The sequence below is a fragment of the Corallococcus sp. AB030 genome, assembly GCF_003668965.1.
Classification (GTDB): domain Bacteria; phylum Myxococcota; class Myxococcia; order Myxococcales; family Myxococcaceae; genus Corallococcus; species Corallococcus exiguus.
In genome coordinates, this window is sequence record NZ_RAWQ01000115.1 from 14,721 (window position 1) to 33,114 (window position 18,394).

General features: G+C 71.3%; 13 protein-coding genes and 1 pseudogene. 8 read left to right on the forward strand and 6 right to left on the reverse strand.

The window, feature by feature from the left end; genetic code table 11:
• Nucleotides 1–2 precede the first annotated feature (2 nt).
• Entirely contained in the window at nt 3–1,274 is a 1,272-nt protein-coding gene (locus D7Y15_RS25200) for an endonuclease/exonuclease/phosphatase family protein (protein ID WP_121754169.1), read from the reverse strand.
• A gap of 288 nt (nt 1,275–1,562) precedes the next feature.
• Between D7Y15_RS25200 and D7Y15_RS25205 the strand changes: the two genes are divergently transcribed.
• Together D7Y15_RS25205 and D7Y15_RS25210 are read left to right on the forward strand one after the other, a co-directional pair.
• The gene (locus tag D7Y15_RS25205; RefSeq protein WP_121754170.1) at nt 1,563–2,675 is read left to right on the forward strand and encodes an XdhC family protein; all 1,113 of its coding nucleotides are present in this window, start codon (nt 1,563–1,565) and stop codon (nt 2,673–2,675) included.
• A 262-nt stretch (nt 2,676–2,937) separates the two neighbouring features.
• Nucleotides 2,938–3,525, forward strand: coding sequence for an NTP transferase domain-containing protein (locus D7Y15_RS25210; RefSeq protein WP_121754171.1), 588 nt, complete (start codon nt 2,938–2,940; stop codon nt 3,523–3,525).
• Here D7Y15_RS25210 and rpiA read toward each other — a convergent pair.
• The 4 genes and pseudogenes from rpiA to D7Y15_RS25230 form a co-directional block, all read right to left on the reverse strand.
• The gene (gene rpiA, locus D7Y15_RS25215) at nt 3,500–4,207 is read right to left on the reverse strand and encodes a ribose-5-phosphate isomerase RpiA (protein WP_120577289.1); all 708 of its coding nucleotides are present in this window, start codon (nt 4,205–4,207) and stop codon (nt 3,500–3,502) included. The two genes, D7Y15_RS25210 and rpiA, sit on opposite strands and share 26 nt — an antisense overlap.
• Nucleotides 4,208–4,234: 27 nt before the next feature.
• Nucleotides 4,235–5,422, reverse strand: coding sequence for an AI-2E family transporter (locus D7Y15_RS25220; RefSeq protein ID WP_120577288.1), 1,188 nt, complete (start codon nt 5,420–5,422; stop codon nt 4,235–4,237).
• A gap of 112 nt (nt 5,423–5,534) precedes the next feature.
• A pseudogene (locus D7Y15_RS25225) lies at nt 5,535–6,563 on the reverse strand (TPM domain-containing protein); the annotation flags it as partial.
• 119 nt (nt 6,564–6,682) lie between these two features.
• The gene (locus tag D7Y15_RS25230; RefSeq protein ID WP_121754172.1) at nt 6,683–7,309 is read right to left on the reverse strand and encodes a hypothetical protein; all 627 of its coding nucleotides are present in this window, start codon (nt 7,307–7,309) and stop codon (nt 6,683–6,685) included.
• Between the two features lie 153 nt (nt 7,310–7,462).
• Here D7Y15_RS25230 and D7Y15_RS25235 point away from each other — a divergent pair, with 153 nt between their 5' ends.
• The 6 genes from D7Y15_RS25235 to D7Y15_RS25260 all read left to right on the forward strand — a co-directional run bounded on the left by D7Y15_RS25235 (nt 7,463) and on the right by D7Y15_RS25260 (nt 15,556).
• Nucleotides 7,463–7,816 carry a VOC family protein gene (locus D7Y15_RS25235; protein ID WP_233597062.1) on the forward strand — a complete coding sequence of 118 codons (354 nt, stop codon included), beginning with the start codon at nt 7,463–7,465 and terminating at the stop codon, nt 7,814–7,816.
• Nucleotides 7,817–7,936: 120 nt separating this feature from the next.
• Nucleotides 7,937–9,280, forward strand: coding sequence for a hypothetical protein (locus D7Y15_RS25240; protein WP_233605081.1), 1,344 nt, complete (start codon nt 7,937–7,939; stop codon nt 9,278–9,280).
• Nucleotides 9,281–9,344: 64 nt separating this feature from the next.
• On the forward strand, nt 9,345–10,286 hold the full coding sequence (locus tag D7Y15_RS25245) for a vWA domain-containing protein (RefSeq protein ID WP_121754174.1): 942 nt from the start codon (nt 9,345–9,347) through the stop codon (nt 10,284–10,286).
• Nucleotides 10,286–11,266, forward strand: coding sequence for a VWA domain-containing protein (locus D7Y15_RS25250; RefSeq protein WP_121754175.1), 981 nt, complete (start codon nt 10,286–10,288; stop codon nt 11,264–11,266). Before D7Y15_RS25245 ends, D7Y15_RS25250 begins: the two co-directional genes overlap by 1 nt.
• 21 nt (nt 11,267–11,287) lie before the next feature.
• The gene (locus D7Y15_RS25255) at nt 11,288–13,975 is read left to right on the forward strand and encodes a cation-translocating P-type ATPase (RefSeq protein WP_121754176.1); all 2,688 of its coding nucleotides are present in this window, start codon (nt 11,288–11,290) and stop codon (nt 13,973–13,975) included.
• Between the two features lie 168 nt (nt 13,976–14,143).
• Complete coding sequence (locus D7Y15_RS25260) at nt 14,144–15,556, forward strand: L-serine ammonia-lyase (protein WP_121754179.1); 1,413 nt, start codon at nt 14,144–14,146, stop codon at nt 15,554–15,556.
• Nucleotides 15,557–15,771: 215 nt separating this feature from the next.
• On the opposite strand, the gene D7Y15_RS46625 is transcribed toward D7Y15_RS25260, so the two are convergent.
• Nucleotides 15,772–18,390 carry a serine/threonine-protein kinase gene (locus tag D7Y15_RS46625; RefSeq protein ID WP_304988688.1) on the reverse strand — a complete coding sequence of 873 codons (2,619 nt, stop codon included), beginning with the start codon at nt 18,388–18,390 and terminating at the stop codon, nt 15,772–15,774.
• Nucleotides 18,391–18,394 lie beyond the last annotated feature (4 nt).

The following is an 18,394-nucleotide window of genomic DNA, read 5'->3' on the forward strand; positions in this document are numbered from 1 at the left end:
CGTCAGTGGTGCGGCGGGGACTTCACCTGTCCGTCGCCGAAGCGGTAGTGGGCCACCACCGGCTGGTGGTCCGAGGACTCGGTGGAGCGGTCCACCTCGAAGAGGACCGGGACCAGGGAGCGCGTCGCGTAGAAGTTGTCGAAGCGCTTGCCGGTGGCGTGCACCACGCCGTGGCTGTCCGGGTGCGAGGTGAGCGTGGCGCAATCCGCGATGTCCTGCAGGCGCCACCACGCGGGGCTGTGCTTGGGAATCTGGCCGGAGCTCAGCTCCTGACGGGCGTGATGAGGCGTCGTCAGCGAGTGGTCCGCCAGCCGCACGCGCACCGTCGTCGCGTGGCACACTGTCTCCGGAAGGTCCTGCTCCAGCGTGTGCAGCTCATGGCGCAGGCGCGGGTCCGCGATGTTGCCCACGCCGCGGTCGCCCACCGTGACGTTGTGCATGTCGTCGCCGTAGCGCTGACGGAACTCCTCGATGGTGTCCGTGTCGTTGTCCTGCTTCGGGTGCAGCAGGTGCGCCACCAGCCAGGAGCCGCCTCGCTTGATGGCGGTGTTGGCGTTGAAGTCGCCCAGCACGACGGCGGGGACGCCCTCGCGGCGGCTCAGGAGCGAGTTGAGCTGGCGCAGGTTGAGGGCGTTGATGGCCGAGTCCCCCAGCGCGTGGTGCAGGTTGTAGAGGTAGAGCGGGCGGCCCTCCACGTGGAGCTTCAGCCACAGCACGCCCCGGTCCTCCACCAGCTCTCCCGCGTAGCCCTGGCGCGCGATGGCTTCATTGCGCTCGGCGTCGGTGAGGACGTAGGTGAAGTGCGCGGCGTCCACGATGGGGTGGCGGCTGAGCCAGGCCTTGCCGTTCACCAGCCGGGTGCCGTCGTCGCCGTCGCTGCCCTGGTACGCCAGGTGGAAGCCGAAGCGGGACGCGAGCAGCACCGACATGGGCACGCCCGCCTCCTGCAGGCCGATGACGTCCGGCATGCGGTCCTGGGCCTCCAGTTGGGTGAAGTACTCCAGCAGCGCCTCCTGACGCTCGCCGCCCATGAGGATGTTGTAGCTCATCACCGTGAGGCCCGGTCCCCGGGGCGCGCGTGGCGCGGGGTGGTGCACGATGAAGGTGCGGCCGTCTCCCAGCCGGCGCTCGCTCGAGGGCAGCGGCACGGCCTGGAAGTCCGGCAGGGTCAGGGTGGGGTCACGCTTCGGCAAAACGTCCTCCTGCCCGCTCGGCTTGCGTCCGAGCAGGTGTCCAACGGCGGGCAGGTGTTCCAGCACTTCGGGCATCTTCATGCCGCCCTCCCCTTGCTGGGGCGCCAGGCCCGCGGGGTGCCATGAGCAAAGGGGAAGCGATGTCGGGCGTCATGCCGTCGCGCTTTGGATTCCACCGAGCCTCCATCAAAAGTCCTCCGCTCAAGTTCGTGGCGGGAGGCCTTGTCCGCCAGCGTCACGTAGGGGACGGGCGGTCGGCCGGAGGGTTGCCCTGCGTGCGCCGGGCATGAATCGGACGTCGGACGGTGCCCATCCGTCCGGGGCGGAATCGGCCCGGGCATGGGGCGTGGGTGGTTAGATAGGTGGGCGATGAAGGAACTCGATGACCTGCTGCGGGCATGCGGTCGCGCCTCCGGTCCGGTGGTGTTGGCGACTGTGGTGGCGGTGTCCGGTTCGTCGTATCGGCGTCCGGGGGCCCGCATGTTGATGGGCGCGGACGGCTGGCTCGCGGGCGGGGTGAGCGGCGGGTGTCTGGAGGGAGACCTCGTGCGCAAGGCCTTCTTCTGGACGTCGGACGGGCCGCGTGTGCTGCGCTACGACACCACGGGCGACGCCGCGGAGGACGAGGGCGGCCTGTCGTTCGCGCTCGGGTGCAACGGCGTGGTGGACATCCTGCTGGAGCGCTGGGAGCCCGGCCCGGGTGACGCGCTCGGCTTCGCGGCCGAGGCGCGCAAGCAGTCGCTGCGCGCGGTGGTGGCCACCGTGTACCGGGGCCCCGAGGACGCGGTGGGTTCGCGGCTGATGTTGCGCGAGGACGGAGTGTCGGAGGGAAACCTCCAGGGCGCGCTGCTCGATCCGGTGCGCGCGGCGGCGACGGAGGCGTTGGTGCGCGGCGTGCCCTGGAGCGGCGCGTGCGGGGGCGCGGAGGTGCTGGTGGAGGTGGTGGAGCCAGCGCCGCCGGTGGTGGTGTTCGGCAGCGGCTTCGACGTCGCGCCCGTGGTGTCGCGCGCGCAGGGGCTCGGGTGGCACCTCACGGTGGTGGCGGACCGGCCCGTGGAGCTGCTGCGCCGCAGGTTCCCTGGGGCCCAGGCGCATGTCGCGTCGCGGGCCAGCGAGGTGCTGGAGAAGGTGCCGCTGTCCGCGCGCAGCGTGGTGCTGGTGATGACGCACAGCCTGCCGCAGGACCGGGAGCTGCTGGAGCGGCTGGTGCCGCTGCCGGTGCGTTACCTGGGAGTGCTCGGGCCTCGCGCCCGGACGGAGCGCATCCTGCGGGAGTTGGCGCGCACGCCCACCGCCGAACAGGTGGAGAAGCTGCACGCGCCCATGGGACTGGACCTGGGCGCGGAGGGCGCGGACGAGATTGCCCTGTCCATCATCGCGGAGGTGCAGGCGGTGCTGGCCGGGCGCGACGGGGGACGGCTGCGCGAACGGCAGGCGCCCATCCACGCGGAGGCCATCGCGCCGGAGCGCAGGTCGGCGTGAGGGACCGCATCAGCGAGACGCACGCAACCGACGGGCTCGGAGCACGCACGGCGCACGCGCCGGTCCGCTCGTCCGCGCGAGGTTCTTCGCGGCTGGGACAGCCCAAGCCATTGGACGGCGGGCTGCTCGGAACGCGCACGGCGCACGCGCCGGTCCGCTCGTCCGCGCGAGGTTCTTCGCGGCTGGGACAGCCCAAGCCATTGGACGGCGGGCTGCTCGGAACGCGCACAGCGCATGAGCTCGCCCGCGCGCGGAGGCGTGCATGACCGTCGCCATCGTGCTGCTCGCAGCCGGTGGTTCTTCGCGGCTGGGACAACCCAAGCAGCTCTTGCGCCACGAAGGCGTGTCACTGGTACGTCGCGCGGCGGAGCTGGCCCTGGCCGCGAGCCCGGTGGTGACCGTGGTGCTCGGCGCGCGGCGTGACGACGTCGCAGCGGAGCTGGACGGGCTTGCCGTGCGGTGCGTGGACAACCCGGACTGGGCGCTGGGTCAGGGCTCGTCACTGCACGCCGGCCTGCGGGCGCTTCCCCCGGGCGTGGACGGCGCCCTCCTGATGCTCTGCGACCAACTCCGCGTGGACGCACCCCACCTGCGGTCGCTCATCGCCACCTTCGAACGCACGCGCGCGCCCATCGTCGCGTCCACCTACGCGGGCACCCGGGGCGTCCCCGCCCTCTTCTCCCGCGCCCTCTTCCCCGAGCTGGAGGCCCTACCTCCCACGGGCGGGGCACGCGGGCTCATCGCTCGCGATCCTTCGCGCGTCGTGGAGGTTCCACTGCCCGGCGGCGAGGAGGACGTGGACACCGCCGAGGATGCCCTGCGCCTCACGCGCCCCGGACGCGGTGGGTGATGCCCTCCGGCCCGGCCACCAACAGGTCGGTGGTCAGGTTCAGGAACAGGCCGTGCGCCATCACCCCGGCGCGAGACTCCAGCTTCGCGGCCAGCGCCGCCGGGTCGCCAATGGGACCGAAGTCACAGTCCAACACCACGTTGCCCTGATCCGTGTGGTACGGCGCCCCGTCCAGCGCGAGCCGCACCACCACGCGCGCGCCCAGCGACTCCAGGAACAGCGCCTGCGAGCGCCAACCGAAGGGCAGCACCTCCACCGGCACCGGCCACTTCGTGCCCAGCCGGGGAGACAGCTTGGCCGCGTCCACCACGATGATTTCTCGGCGGCTCGCCTGCGCCACCACCTTCTCTCGCAGGAGCGCCCCACCGCCGCCCTTGATGAGCGACAGGTCCGGGGCCACCTCGTCCGCGCCGTCGATGGTGAGGTCCACCACCGGGTGCACGTCCAGCGTGGTGAGCGGCACGCCCAGCGACGCGGCCAGGGCCTCCGTCGCGCGCGACGTGGGGACGCCCACCACGTCCTTCAACGTCCCGGCGGAGAGCAGCGCGCCCAGCCGCCGCACCGCATACGCGGCCGTGCTGCCCGTTCCCAGCCCCACCACCATGCCCGGCTGGATGAAGTCCACCGCGCGCTCCGCCGCCACGCGCTTCTGGGAAGCCGAAACACTCTCGTCGGTAGTCATGGAGGGCTCTAGGGAGGGAAGGCGGCTTCAGTGCGGCGTCCCAGGATGCCCGGAGTCGGCCGGGGGTGCACGCCGCGCTTCACTTCGCGGTGGAGCAAGTGGACCCGCCAACAGTGCCTCGTCCGCGTTCCCCAGTCCGGAAGGCAGGGCCGCCGCCAGACGACTCTCGCGCTTCCACGTCTTGCGACGCTCGCGCTGCACCTCCGTGAGCAACACCTGCCCCGCCGCCGCCGCCGGCACCGCGAGGATGACGCCCAGCAGCCCCGCGACGGAGCCTCCCACCAGCGCCACCAGTGAGATGAGCAGCGGGTTCATCTTGATGGCGCGCCGCTGCACCAGGGGGCTGAACAGGTGGGACTCGAACTGTTGGTAGATCATGAACAGCGCCAGCGCGAGGATCGCCCGCTTCGAGCCCACCGACGCCAGCGTCGTCACACTCACCAGCAGCGCGGTGATGACGCTGCCGATGTACGGAATGAGCCCCAACACCATCGCCACCAGGCCGAGCGGCAGGAAGTACGGCACCCCCAGCGCCAGCGACATGCCGGCCGTGAAGGCGCCGCCCACCGTGACGATGAGCAGCGTGCCGACGAGGTAGTTGCCCACCGCCTCGCGCATCCGGCCCACCACGCGGCGCACACGGGGACGGCTGCGCGGGCGCACCCAGCCCAGGATGCTCGCGTAGAGGTCGTGTCCGAAGAGCAGGCCGAACACGGCCAGCGCCAGCACCGTGATGCCCGCGCCCAGCAACTGCACCGTGGACGACAGCACGGTGATGAGCGGCCTGGCCAACACGCCCGGCTCCACGTTGAACGCGTCCTGCGGATGCGACAGCACACCGAAGTGCTCATCCAGCTTCCGCACCCAGGGGGCCTGGGTCAGCTCCGTGAGGAAGACCGGCGCCGCCTCCACCAGGTGCTGGAGCTGCTCCACGAGCAGCGGCACCAGCGTGAGGATGAGCAGGCCGATGATTCCCAAGAGCGTCAGCGCGATGAGCGCCACGCCCATCCCCCGGCGCAGGCCCCACGACTGCAGCCGGCGCACGACGGGCTCCGCCGCCAGTCCCAGCAGCAGCGCCGCCGCCAGCAGCGTGAGCACGGGCCCCAGGCTCTGCATCGCCGTGCCCAGCAACACGAGCAACACCACCTGGGCCCCGACCGACCACACCGTCCGGGGCGGTACGTAGACCGGGAGTCCCTTGCGCGCAGGCCTCATGCCCCCAAGGTAGGGAGCACCCTCCAGGCAGGCGACGGGCCTCCCCATGCCGTTCTGGGTTGACCCAACGTGAAGATGGCGCCCGGCTGGTGGGCAGGCGGGCAGCCAGGGGCTACCAGGAGTCGCTGCCGCCGCCGCCGCCAGAGTCGCCGCCGCCGCCGCCCCAGTCCGAGGACGAACTGGACGAGTCACTGCTGGAGGACGACGAGGAGTCGTAGCTGGACGAGGAGTCGTAGCTCGAAGACCCGACGCCGCCGCTCCAGTCCGACGACGCGGTACCGCCGCCCGAACCGGAGGCGCCCCAGGTGCCGCGACTTTCCGGGTACCACACCCTCCGGAAGAGAAGGATGCCCAGCGCACCGACCATCACGGCCACGGGAAACGCGAAGAGGGAGCCGAACACCAGCCAGAGGAGGAAGTCCGCCAGATCGAGGAGGGGGTCCTTCTTCAACCGGCTGTTGGCGAGGATCAACAGGGGCGCGAAGAGCAGCCCCAGTCCCCAAAACGATGTCGTGTACCGCTGGAACAGCCTCCATCCCCAGAAGAACACCCCCATCAGCACGCCATACGCGACGAGGATGAACAGCGGGGACCTGGGCCCGGACCACCCGACGGAGACGAGCGCGGCTGCCGGCAGCACGCCCAGCAGCGCCGCCATCGTGAGCCCTCTCCGCCCCCGGAAGCCTGAGGCCTGGACCTGGAGCAGCAGCCGCGCCATCACGCACGCCGTGATGAACAGCGCCACGAGGAACCAGGCCGACTCCGCCGAGGTCCAGGGCGGTGTCGTGGCGCTGGCGCCCGAAAACTCTCCGGCGGACACCTGCGCATCCACGCCCGCGATGATGGCGAGCAGCGCCGGTTCGAACCGGCCCTCGCGCAAGTACGGTCCCTGCGCGTGCAGCAAGGCCGTCGCCTCACCATCCGTCAGCGATGCCTCCAGTCCGTAGCCCACCTCCATCCGGGAGCGGCGGTCCGCGCGCGCGATGACGAGCAGCAGGCCATTGTTCTGTCCCGCCACACCGCCCTTCCACTGGCGGAAGGCGGCCTGCGCGTAGTCCTCGATGGGCTGGCCCTCCGCGGTGTCCACCAGCAGCACCGCCATCTGCACCTGCTTCGCGGCGCGCAGGTCCACCAGGGCCTTGGAGACGACTTCTGTCTGCTACGCGGTCAAGAGGTGCTGGGGATCCGTCACCGGCCTCGTGATGGACGGCACCTCCGCCAGCGCCCGCAAGGGCAACAGCAACGTCAGGAGGACGGTCTTCACCATGAGGACACCTCCGAGGACAACGGCAGCGAAGGGGGCAGCCCGCTCAGGCGGACCACCCAGCTCGTGGGGAAGGAAGCAGCGGAGGCGTTGTACGCAGCGGCGCGCTCGTCATAGCGGCGCTGCTCCACCGCCACGCGGTTGTCCGCGCCCGCCACCTCCGCGTCGCGGTTCAGACCGGGCGTGAGCTGATCCAAGCGCGCATGCAGGGTCTCACGGCGCTCCACCACGTTGCGCACCTGGGACCGCTTCTGGGCCACCTCCGCCAGCGTGGTGGTGAGCCCATTGCGAACGACGAGCCCCGACACGGCCAGCACGCCCGCGAGCGCCACTCCCGCCCACGCGCCCTGCTTGAGCCTCGCGCGGCGCTGACGCGACAGACGCTCACGGGCCTGGGCCTCGCGGGCCTGCTCCTCGCGGCGGCGGGCCAGCGCCTCCAGCGCCTGGTCCACGTAGCGCGCGGGGATGTCCAGCTCCTCGCCGATGCGCCGCAGGTCGTCCGGAGTGAGCGTGTCCGGCGCGGCGTCCTTCTGCATCAGCCGGGTGGCGGTGGCGATGAGCTCGTTGACGTCGTCATAGGCGACGGCCCCAGGGCCCTGCCGCGTCCGTGTCACGTCACCCATGAAACCGTCCCCTTGCCGCTTCGGCCCGGTCCCACCCGGATCCGCGCCCGACGATACGTCACTTCCATCCCGGGCCTGATAATGGCCCTCGTGTGCGTGGCGCCCGTCCATCGCTCCGGGCAGACTGCCGCGCCCATGGACAAGCCCCAGACAATGCGGTCGTTCGTGAAGCTGCTGGTGACGGATGCGCAGGCCTCCGTGAGCTTCTATGAAGGCCTCGGCTTCGAACGCATCGCGTCGGAACCTCCCATCCTCCGCCTCCAGTGGGGTGGCGAGTCGGACGTGTACCTCGTGAGCCCTCCTCCAAACCTGAAGCTGGAGGGACGCAAGGGCATGGGCGTGCTCGTGGGCTTCCGCGCGGGCTCGGAAGGCGTGGACGCGGTGGCCGCGAAGGCGGCGGCGCTGGGCGCGCACGTGGAGGGCCCCACGGTGCAGCCCTGGTACACCCGCGAAATCGTCGTCACGGACCCGGACGGCTACCGGCTCAACTTCATCGAGCCCTCCTGAGGCCCTGCTCCCACTTTCGCTCCACGCCCCGTTCCCTTAAGGGGCGTGGAACGAACGATGGAATCCACGCCGTTGCGCGGACCCGGGGATGCCGCCCCGACACTTGATTGCCCCAGCGGCTTGCGCCAGCCTGTCGCGGCCTCCGTGAGCACGCCCCGCTACTTCGTTCCCCACGCCGCCAGCCCGGTCGAGCCCGTGCCGTGCGATGCCTCGGAGGTCGTCCACGTCCTGGACGCCTTCCGGCTGGAGCCCGCGTACCTGGGCGAAGCCGAGTGGCTCGTCTGCACCGACGTCGTGGGCCAGCTCCAGCTCATCCCCGGCAGCGAGCGCGCGCGGCTGCCCGCGTCCGTGCAGACGCAGCTCGCGCACCACGAGGTCGCCTCCGGCAAACCTCCGCGCCGCCTAGCCGCGACGGAGCTGTTCTTCTTCTCCCCGGAGGTAGTGGAGCACCCCTCCAACACAGAGGGATTCAACGACCCCGTCTACCTCTACGGCACGCTCACGGGCCCGTGGCCGGGCAGCGCCGTCACGCGCGTGAACGGGCAGCTCACCGTCACCCGGGGCGACGTGCTCGCGGGCTTCGCGCATGGCGCGCAGGACGCCTTCCACTACGTGAAGGACGCGGAGAGCCGCGACGCGCCTCGCGCCTACCACGCGCTGTTGCCGGGTGACCGCGCGGATCAATTGGCTCAGGGGCGAGGGCTCGTCCTCACCTACCCGGCGGTGCCCGCGGAGTTGCAGGCCCACCACGCCGCCAACGGCACGCAGGTCGCGAGCATGCTGCACGCGGTGCTCACCCAGCTCCAGGACGACGCGCACACGAACCAGGGGCCCCAGGCCATCGCCTCGCTGGAGCTGCCCGTGCCGAGCCGCGCGATGGCCATCGCGGACCTGGAGCTGCGCGGCTACGAGGTGAAGGGCGACATCGCCACGCCGCGCCCCACGAAGGGCGGGCTGGTGGGGAAGCTCGCCGGCTGGCTCCAGGACGAGACCGTGCGCGTGCCCCGGGAAGCGCCGCCTCCCGAGTTCCTGGAGCTCGCGCGCCGCGTGCTGCCGCTCCTGCCCGGCTGGCCCACGGAGACGGAGCGCACGCTGCGCGCCCATGTGTCCGCGGGCACGCTTTCTCCGGGCACACCGGTGATGCGCCCCACGGTGCCTCGCGCGCCCACGCCGCCCGCGTCCATCCCGCCGCGCCTGCCCACGCCGCCCGTGCGCTCCAGCGACTGGATGCAGGACTTCATCGGCGCGCATGGCAAGCCCGGCGGCGCGAAGCCGCGCCTCACGCAGCTGCAACCGAAGCCCGCGCCCCGGCCTCTTCCCGCGAAGCCTTCATCTCCGGCCACATGGCAGGCGGACTTCGGTCCGGCCCCGGCCGCGCCCGCCCGTCCGGCGCCCAAGCAGCAAGAGAAGGCGCCCGCTCCGCCCGGCAAGAAGCCGGACTGGATGAGCGACTTCGATGACTGACCCCGTCCGTTTGCGGTGCTCGCACACCGGGCGATAGCGTTTTCACCCTCCAGAAAGGCAGACCATGGGACACGAGAAGCCGATCGAGCCGTTTTCGGACCTGCACCGCGAAGGAGACCGCGTGCGCGCGGTGCTGCTGCACGACCCCACGGTGGAGGGCCTGGACATGGCCATCTACATGGACGCTTCCGGCAGCATGCGCGAGGAGTACGCCTACAAGACGCAGCAGCGTACCTTCCTGGAGTGGCTGCGCGGCGCGCCGCTGAAGGAGCCCTCCAACGACGTGGAGCCCCAGGTCCGGTGGATGCTGGAGTATCTGGCCACCAAGGACCGCAACGGTCTGCTCCGCGTGGCCTACTGGGCCTGTGGCACCAGCGGCCGCCAGGTGGAGCCCGTGGGTGAGCTCAAGGGCACCGACGTGAAGCAGTACAAGTTCCCCGGCGCGAAGCAGCTGGGCGGCTACACGTACCTGGAGCCCGCGCTGCGCGACTATGTGAAGTACCTGGAGGAGCAGGTGAAGGTGGGCGCCAAGCGCGGCTGCGCCATCATCGTCACCGACGGCCGCCTCCACGACGCCGAAGCGGTGGAGAAGTTCTCCGCGGAGGTGGCGAAGAAGATCGCCTCCGGGCGCCTGCCGCGCATCAACTTCGTGCTGGTGGGCGTGGGCGACGACATCGACGAGGAGCAGCTGGAGCACATCGCCCACGCGGAGTTCCCGGGCGTGGGCCACCTCTGGTGCCACCGCATCGCGAAGGAGATCACCCAGGTCGCGGAGCTGGTCGCCGTGCTGGTGGACGAGACCATGACGGTCGCCGCCGGCGGCACCATCTACGACGACAAGGGCACGGTGCTGAAGACGTACGAGGGCCGCCTGCCCGCGGTGCTGGAGTTCGACGTGCCGGAGGAGGCCAAGAGCTTCACGCTGGAGGTGAACGGCCAGCGCTACACCCAGCCGCTCCCCGACGAAGAGCACCACGACGAGGACGAAGACGAGGACCACCACTGATGGCCGGCCACGAAGTCATCAACCGCCCCTTCTCCGACGTCCACCGGATGGGCAACAAGGTCGTCGCGACGCTGCTGCACGACCCCACCGTGGAGGGCCTGGACGTGGCCCTCTACATGGACGGCTCCGCGAGCATGGAGAACGCGTACGGGCCGCGCGGCATCCTGGCGAAGCTCGCCCCGGTGAAGAACCAGGTCGAGCCGCAGATGCAGTGGATGCTGGAGTACCTGGCCAACAAGGACCGGGACGGCAAGGTGCGCGTCACCTACTGGGCCTGCGGCGACGGCACCCAGTTGGAAATGGTGGGCGACCTCACGGGCCCGCAGGCCAAGGGCTACCGCTTCCCCGGGCCCAAGTCCTACGGCAAGGCCACGGTGATGCTGCCGGTGCTGCGCGACTTCGTGGCGCACATCAAGCAGCAGGTGGGCGAAGGCGCCAAGCGAGGCCTGGCGGTCATCATCACGGACTCGCAGATCAACGACGCCCATGACGTGACGGCCTACGCCACGCAGGTGGCCAAGGAGATCGCCTCCGGCCGCCTGCCGCGCATCAACTTCGTCTTCATGGGCGTGGGCGAGCACGTGGACGAGGAGCAGATGGAGGAGATCTCCCATACGACCTATCCGGGCGTGGGACACCTCTGGTGCCACCGCCACGCGGACCGCATGGAGGAGATGGCGGAGCTCGTGGCCGTGCTCGTGGACGAGACCATGACGGTCGCCGCTGGCGGCACCGTCTACGACGAGCAGGGCAATGTGCTGAAGACGTACGAGGGCCGCCTGCCCGCGGTGCTGGAGTTCGACATTCCCCCGACGTGCAAGCGCTTCACGCTGGAGGTCGCCGGCCAGCGCTTCGACCAGCCCGTCCCCGAGGAGCACGAGGACGAGGACCACCACGACGAGGATGAGGACGAAAAACCCCAGGCGGCAACGCCTCCGGCCGCCGCGCCCTCGCACTCACGCCGCGGACACCGCCACTAGGGCGACAGGAAGACCCAAGCCATGTCGGAGCAGAAGAAGAGCGGTGCGCGGTTCGGCTCGTTGAACATCAAGGGCCTCAAGGAGGCGCAAGCAGGCGGAAACGCCGTGCAGCGCCACGTCCACGGCCCGGGGTGCAACCACGACCATGGCCATGAAGGCCACGGTCACGACCACGACGACGCGGACGGCTTGACCCACGTCCACACTGCTTCCTGCTCCCATGGCCACGACCACGGGCATGACCACCACGGCCATGCCCACTCCCAGCGCGTCATCCGTCCGCCGGACCACCGTCCGGCGGAAGGAGGCGGCTCGGCGCTCCAGTTGGATTTGGAGGGCACGCTGCCGGGAGAGACGGACGACCAGGGCCGCTTCGCGCGGCTGGAGGCGGCCCTGGAGTCGCAGCACGGCATCACCGACGTGCACCTGCGCCGCGACGCGGGACACGCGGAGGTGTGCATCCACTACGAGCCGTCGCTGGTGAGCGTCACCCAGTTGCTGAAGCTGGCTCGGAAGACAGGAGAGCAGGTGGCCGCGCGCTACCTGCCCCACACCTGGTTCGTGCGCGGGATGGACTCCGCGGACGCGGCCCAGGTCATCGAGCACGCTGTCTCCAAGATGAAGGGCGTGCTCACCGCCAGCGTCGCGTACGCCAGCGAGCGCCTGGTCATCGAATACGACAAGGCGGAGCTGAAGCTCCCGGACGTGGAGGCCCGGGTGAAGGCGCTCGGGTACGGGCTGGAAGTGCCCATGGCGGGCCACGCCTGTTCGCACCACGCGCACGGTGGCGGACTTGCGCCGCTGCTGGAGCTGCCCCTGGTGGTCGTGTCCGGCGTGCTGCTGGCGGCGGGCTTCGTGGTGGACCACTTCGCGCTGGCGCCGCCGCTGGTGGCCACGGTGCTCTGGGCGCTGTCCATGGCGAGCGGCGGCTTCTTCGCCATCCGCGGCTCGGTGCAGTCCATCGCGCAGCTGCGAATCGACATCGAGACGATGATGGTGGTGGCGGCGCTGGGCGCGGCGGTGCTCGGCGCCTGGTTCGAGGGCGCGTTCCTGCTCTTCCTCTTCAGCGCGGGCCACGCGCTGGAGCACCGGGCCATGGAGAAGGCGCGCCGCTCCATTGAAGCGCTGGGCCAGCTGCGCCCGGAGGTGGCGCGCGTGCGCCGGGGCTCGGAGGTGGTGGAGGTGCCGGTGGCGGACGTGAAGCGCGGTGAGCGCATCGTCGTGCGCCCGGGCGACCGCGTCCCGCTGGACGGCGTCATCCTCGAAGGCAAGAGCTCCCTGGACCAGGCGGCCATCACCGGCGAGTCCATGCCGGTGGCGCGCAAGCCGGGCGACGAGGTGTTCTCCGGCACCATCAACTGCGAGGCGGCGCTGGAGGTGGAGGTGACGCGCCTGTCGTCGGAGTCCGTGCTGGCGCGCGTGGTGGACATGGTGGCGCAGGCCGAGGCGCAGAAGGGCAAGCGGCAGCGCTTCGCCCAGCGGCTGGAGCGCACCGTGGCGCCGCTCGTGATGGCGTCCGCGGTGGTGTTCCCGGTGGTGCTGGTGCTGCTGGGTACGCCGATGAAGGAAGCGGTGCTGCGCGCGGTGGGGCTGCTGGTGGCCGCGTCGCCGTGCGCGCTCGCCATCTCCACGCCGTCCGCCGTGCTCTCCGCGGTGGCGGCGGCCGCGCGCGGCGGCGTGCTCATCAAGGGCGGCATCTACCTGGAGCTCTTGAGCGGCATCCGCGCCATCGCCTTCGACAAGACGGGCACGCTCACCGTGGGCCGCCCCCGGCTGCTCACCACGTGGGCCGCGCCGGGCGTGACGCGCGAGGAGCTGCTGGGCACCGCCGCGGGCGTGGAGGCGCTGTCCGCGCACCCGCTGGCCAAGGCGGTGGTGGACGGCGCCGCCGAGGCTCGCGTCGCCGTGCCCGTGGGCCGCGACCTGGAGGCCATCCACGGCCAGGGCATCCGCGCGAAGGTGGGCGATGACGCGGTGGAGGTGGGCAGCACGGCCCTCTTCGCGGGCGAGGCGATTCCCGCGGAGGTCTCCGCCGAGGTGGCGCGGCTGGAGGAGGCGGGCCAGACGACGATGGTGGTGCGCCGCGCGGGCCGCTACCTGGGCGTGCTGGGCGTGGCGGACACGCTGCGCGGCGGCGCCCGGCAGGTGGTGCAGGCGCTGAAGGCGGGCGGCATCGAGCGCACGGTGATGCTCTCCGGCGACAACGCGCTCGTGGCGCGCTCCATCGCGCAGCAGGTGGGCCTGGACGAGGCGAAGGCGCCGCTGATGCCCGTGGACAAGGTGACGGCGGTGAAGGAGCTGGGCCGCACGTACCCGGTGGCCATGGTGGGCGACGGCGTCAACGACGCGCCCGCGCTCGCCGCCGCCGCGGTGGGCGTGGCCATGGGCGGCGCCGGCAGCGACGCGGCGCTGGAGACGGCGGACGTGGTGCTGATGAGCGACGACCTGGCGAAGCTGCCCTTCGCGCTGGAGCTGTCCAAGCGCGCCACGGCGGTGATGAAGCAGAACCTGGTCATCGCGCTGGGTGTGAGCGCGGTGCTCGTCGTTGCCGCCGTGCTGGGCATCACGCGCATCAGCCAGGCCGTGGTGCTCCACGAGGGCAGCACGCTGCTCGTCGTCTTCAACGGCCTGCGCCTGCTCGCCTTCCGTCCGAAGACGCCCGCCTCGTCGCCCCAGCCCGCCACGGGCCCGCAGCCCGCCGCCGGTTAGCCCGCTCGCGTCATGCTTGGCATGGCAACTTCCCCTACGCCCGGAGGAGCGGGCGCACGCGGGACGTGTTGTCTTTCAGCCTGCATGACTTGAAGTGGATGCATGCAGCGCGTCGTGAGTGGGGTGTCACAGGCGGCGCGCGATGAACGTGGCATGGTGGGAAGCGCCATGCCTGTCAGCGTCTTCGACCTCTTCAAGATTGGAATTGGACCCTCCAGCTCGCACACGGTGGGGCCCATGCGCGCGGCCCGCACGTTCGTGGTGGGGCTGTCGGACGCGGGGCTCCTGGAGCGCGTGACGCGGCTCAAGGTGGAGCTGTTCGGCTCGCTGGGCGCGACGGGCAAGGGACACGGCAGCGACAAGGCGGTGTTGCTGGGCCTGCGCGGCGACACGCCCGAGGACGTGGACGTGGAGAAGGTGCCGGCCATCGTCGCGCACTGGCGCACGGAGGGGCGCGTGTCGCTGCTCCAGCGGCTGGTGCTCCCCTTCCGCGACGGCGAGCACCTGGTGATGCACAAGCGCAAGGTGCTGCCCTACCACCCCAACGGCATGCGCTTCACCGCGTTCAGCGAGGGCGGGGAGACGCTGGCCTGCCGCATCTACTACTCGGTGGGCGGCGGCTTCGTGGTGGACGAGCAGGCTGCGACGGGCGCGGATCCGCTGCGCGCGGAGAGCGCGTCGGTGCCGCTGCCCTTCAAGTCCGCGGAGGAGTTGCTCAAGCACTGCGAGCGGGAGAAGCAGCCCATCAGCACGGTGATGCTGCGCAACGAACTGACGTCGCGGAGCGAGGAGGACATCCGGGCGGGGCTCCTGCGCATCTGGACGGTGATGCAGGCGTGCGTGACGCGCGGGTACACCACGGGGGGCATCCTTCCCGGCGGGTTGAAGGTGGAGCGGCGCGCGGCGGCGATGTACCAGCGGCTCATCAGCCGGCCGGAAGCGGGGCTCACCAATCCGTTGACGGTGCTGGACTGGGTGAACCTGTACGCGCTCGCGGTGAACGAGGAGAACGCGGCGGGCGGGCGCGTCGTCACCGCGCCCACCAACGGCGCGGCGGGCATCATCCCGGCGGTGCTGCACTACTACTGGCGCTTCGTGCCGGGAGCGAACGCGGACGGCGTGGTGCGCTTCCTCCTCACGGCGGGGGCCATTGGCTCGCTCTACAAGGAGAACGCCTCCATCAGCGGCGCGGAGGTGGGCTGCCAGGGTGAGGTGGGCAGCGCGTGCTCCATGGCGGCGGGAGGGCTCGCGGAGGTGCTGGGCGGCACGCCGTTGCAGGTGGAGAACGCGGCGGAGATCGCCATGGAGCACAACCTGGGGCTCACCTGCGACCCGATTGGCGGACTGGTGCAGGTGCCCTGCATCGAGCGCAACGCGATGGCATCCGTGAAGGCCATCAACGCGGTGCGCATGGCACTGTCTGGCGACGGGAAGCACTTCGTCAGCCTGGACAAGGTCATCAAGACGATGCGCGACACCGGCCGCGACATGAAGGACAAGTACAAGGAGACCGCGCGCGGCGGCCTCGCGGTCAACGTCCTGGAGGTCGCGAACCTCAGCGTCGGCCTGCCGGAGTGCTGAGCCCTCCGGCGGTTTGAAGCACGCACGCGCGTGGCGCGCGGGACGGACGCAGGCAGCAGCGCGCCACACCGGAGCGGCCAGGCCTACCGCCCGTGTGTCGCTTGTTGCGGACACAGGCACCGCCCCGAGACACACCGGCGCGGTCAGGCCTACAGCCCACGCGTGTCGCATGTGGCGGACGCAGGCAGCAGCGCGCCACACCGGAGCAGCCGAGCCTACCGCCTGCGCTTACCACCGCGCCCGGCGGACACGGGCACCGCCTTCGCCTTCACCACCGGCGCGGGCCGAGCGGAGAGCCACGCCTCGACCTCCTTCGACTGCGCCGTGCGCCCCGCGGACCTGAAGCGCGCGAGCGCCTGTGACGCCGCGTCGCGCGCCTCCGACTCCTCGCCCTCTGTCCACAGCGCCTGCGCCAGCGCGAAGCCGGACTCGCCCAGCGAGTCCTCCTGCACGTCCTTGAAGGACAGCGCCTGCTTCAGCGAGGCAATCGCGTCGCGCGTGCGGCCCAGGCCCAGCTGCGCCTGCCCCACTCCGTCCAGCGAGTAGTAGACCAGCTCGTCCTCTGCCCCCAGCTTCGCCTCCTTCACCTTCAGCGCTTCCTCGTAGTCCCGCAGCGCGTCCGGGTAGCGCTTGAGCGCGAGCAGGCTCATGCCCTCCTCGTCCAGCGCCTCCGCCAGCTTCACGCTCTCGTTCCCCAGGAGCGTGCGGTGCAGCGACACCGACACCCGCGCGTGCGCCAGCGCCCCGGTGAAGTCCCGCTGTTCGCGCAGCGCCATGGACAGCGCCTGATGCCGGCGCGCCGTGTCCAGGTGCACGGGCCCCACCGCCTTCTCCGTCTGGGCAAGCGCGTCCTTCAGCACCGTCACCGCCTGCGCGCTCTTGCCCGTCTCCAGCAGCGTGCGCCCCAACGTGAACGCCACCCGCGCCCGCTTGGGGTGCCCCTCCGGCAGCGCCTTCGCCAGGAGCCCCGACGCCTGCTCCAGCAGCTTCAGCGCGTCGTCCGGGTGATCCTGCATCAGCGCGAGGTTGGCCGCGTTCACCTTCAGGTCGCTCTCCAGCACCGCGTCGCCACCCACGCGCTTGAGCGTCGCCTCGCCCAACCGGCCCCAGCGCTGCGCGAGCACGAACTGCTCCTGCTCGCCGTCCACATAAAGCAGCTTGTTCATCACCGACACCGCGAGCCGGTCCGCCCTGCCGGCCTCCGCGTCGTAGACGGCCTGCTCCAGCACCGCTCCGCCCGCGGCCTTTTCGCCCAGCACCGCCTGCGCCCAGCCCAGATGGAACCTCAGCTCCGCCATCAACGGCAGGTAGTCCGTGGCCATGACGCGCGCTTCCGCGGCCTTCGCCATCTCCAGCGCCTTGGGCATCCGGCTCAGGTCCACGCGGGCCTTCACCTCCGCCAACGTCCCCTCCAGCGCATCCAGCTCCGCGCGCTTCGCGGGATCCGCGGGCCGGGGCTGCAGCTCCGTCAGCGACTCCACGTCCGCGCAGTCGCCCGGCGAGGGCAGCGCGTACGCCGCGTCCAGCGACTTGTCCACCAGCGCCACGTCCGCCGTCTGCAGCGTGGCCACCAGCGCGCCCAGGTCCTTGCGCCGCCGCTCCAGGCACACGAAGCGCTGGGACAACAGCTCTTCCGTCTGCACCTCACGCACGCGCGTGTCCTCGCACGCCGCCGTGTGCTGCTTCGCCCACTCCGCGCCGTAGCCGTCCAGCACCACGCCCACCCGGCGCGCCATGTCCTGCGCCACCGGGCTCTTCGTCGCGAGGAACGACTGCATCACCTTCTCGCGCGCGTCCGGTCCCCAGCGCTCCGCCACCAGGGCCGGCGCCCCCTCGCACACCTGGGAGCGCGACCACGCCACCCCGCCCGCCACGCCCAGCACCACCGTGGCCGCCACCGCCGCTCCCGCGCGGCGCTGGAGCAGGGCGCGCCGCTCCCGCTGGCCCAGCACCGTCAGCAGCTCCGCCATGGAGCGGAACCGGTCGCGAGGCTCCAGCGACAGTCCCTTCATCAGCGCGCGGCGCACCCACGCCGGCACCTTCGATTCGCGCGGCGGCTCCAGGATGGGCGACGGCGGCAGCACCTGCACCGCCGCGGCGCCCGTCACGCCGTGCTCGTCATCCGCGCCCCCCTGGGGCCGCAGCTGGGACGCCACCCGCGACAGCTCGTCCGGGTCGAACGGGCGGATGCCATACAGCGCGCGGTACAGCGCCGCGCAGAAGCTGAATTGATCCGACCGCGAGTCCAGCAGCTCACCCCGGAACTGCTCCGGGGACATGTACGCGGGCGTGCCCATCACCAGGCCCGCCTGCGTCAGCTGCGAGTTCAACGGCGAGTCGTCCCCCACCGGCCGCGTGCGCTCGCCGTCCTCGTCGTCGTCCTCCGCCTCGCCCATGGGCCGCGCCAGCCCGAAGTCCGTGACGTAGACGCGCCCGTCCTTGCCCACCAGCACGTTGGCCGGCTTGAAGTCCCGGTGCACCAGCCCCGCCGTATGCGCCGCCTCCAGGCCCCGCCCCGCCGCCAGGTACTTGTCCAACAGCTCCTGCCACGACCGGGGCTTCGCCTTCGTCCAGTCGCGCAGCGTGCCGCCGTCCACCAGCGCCATCGCCACGTAGACCTGGTGGTCCCACTGCCCCACCTCGAAGACGGGGATGACGTTGGGATGGGAGATGCGCGCCATGGCCTGCGCCTCGCGCAACAGCCGCGCCCGCCCCTGCTCCAGGTCCTCGTGGCCGCCCTTCACCCGCAGGAGCTTCAGCGCCACCTTGCGGTCCAGGTCGGGGTCATAGGCGGCGTACACCACCCCCATGCCCCCCTGTCCCAGCACCTTCAGCGCT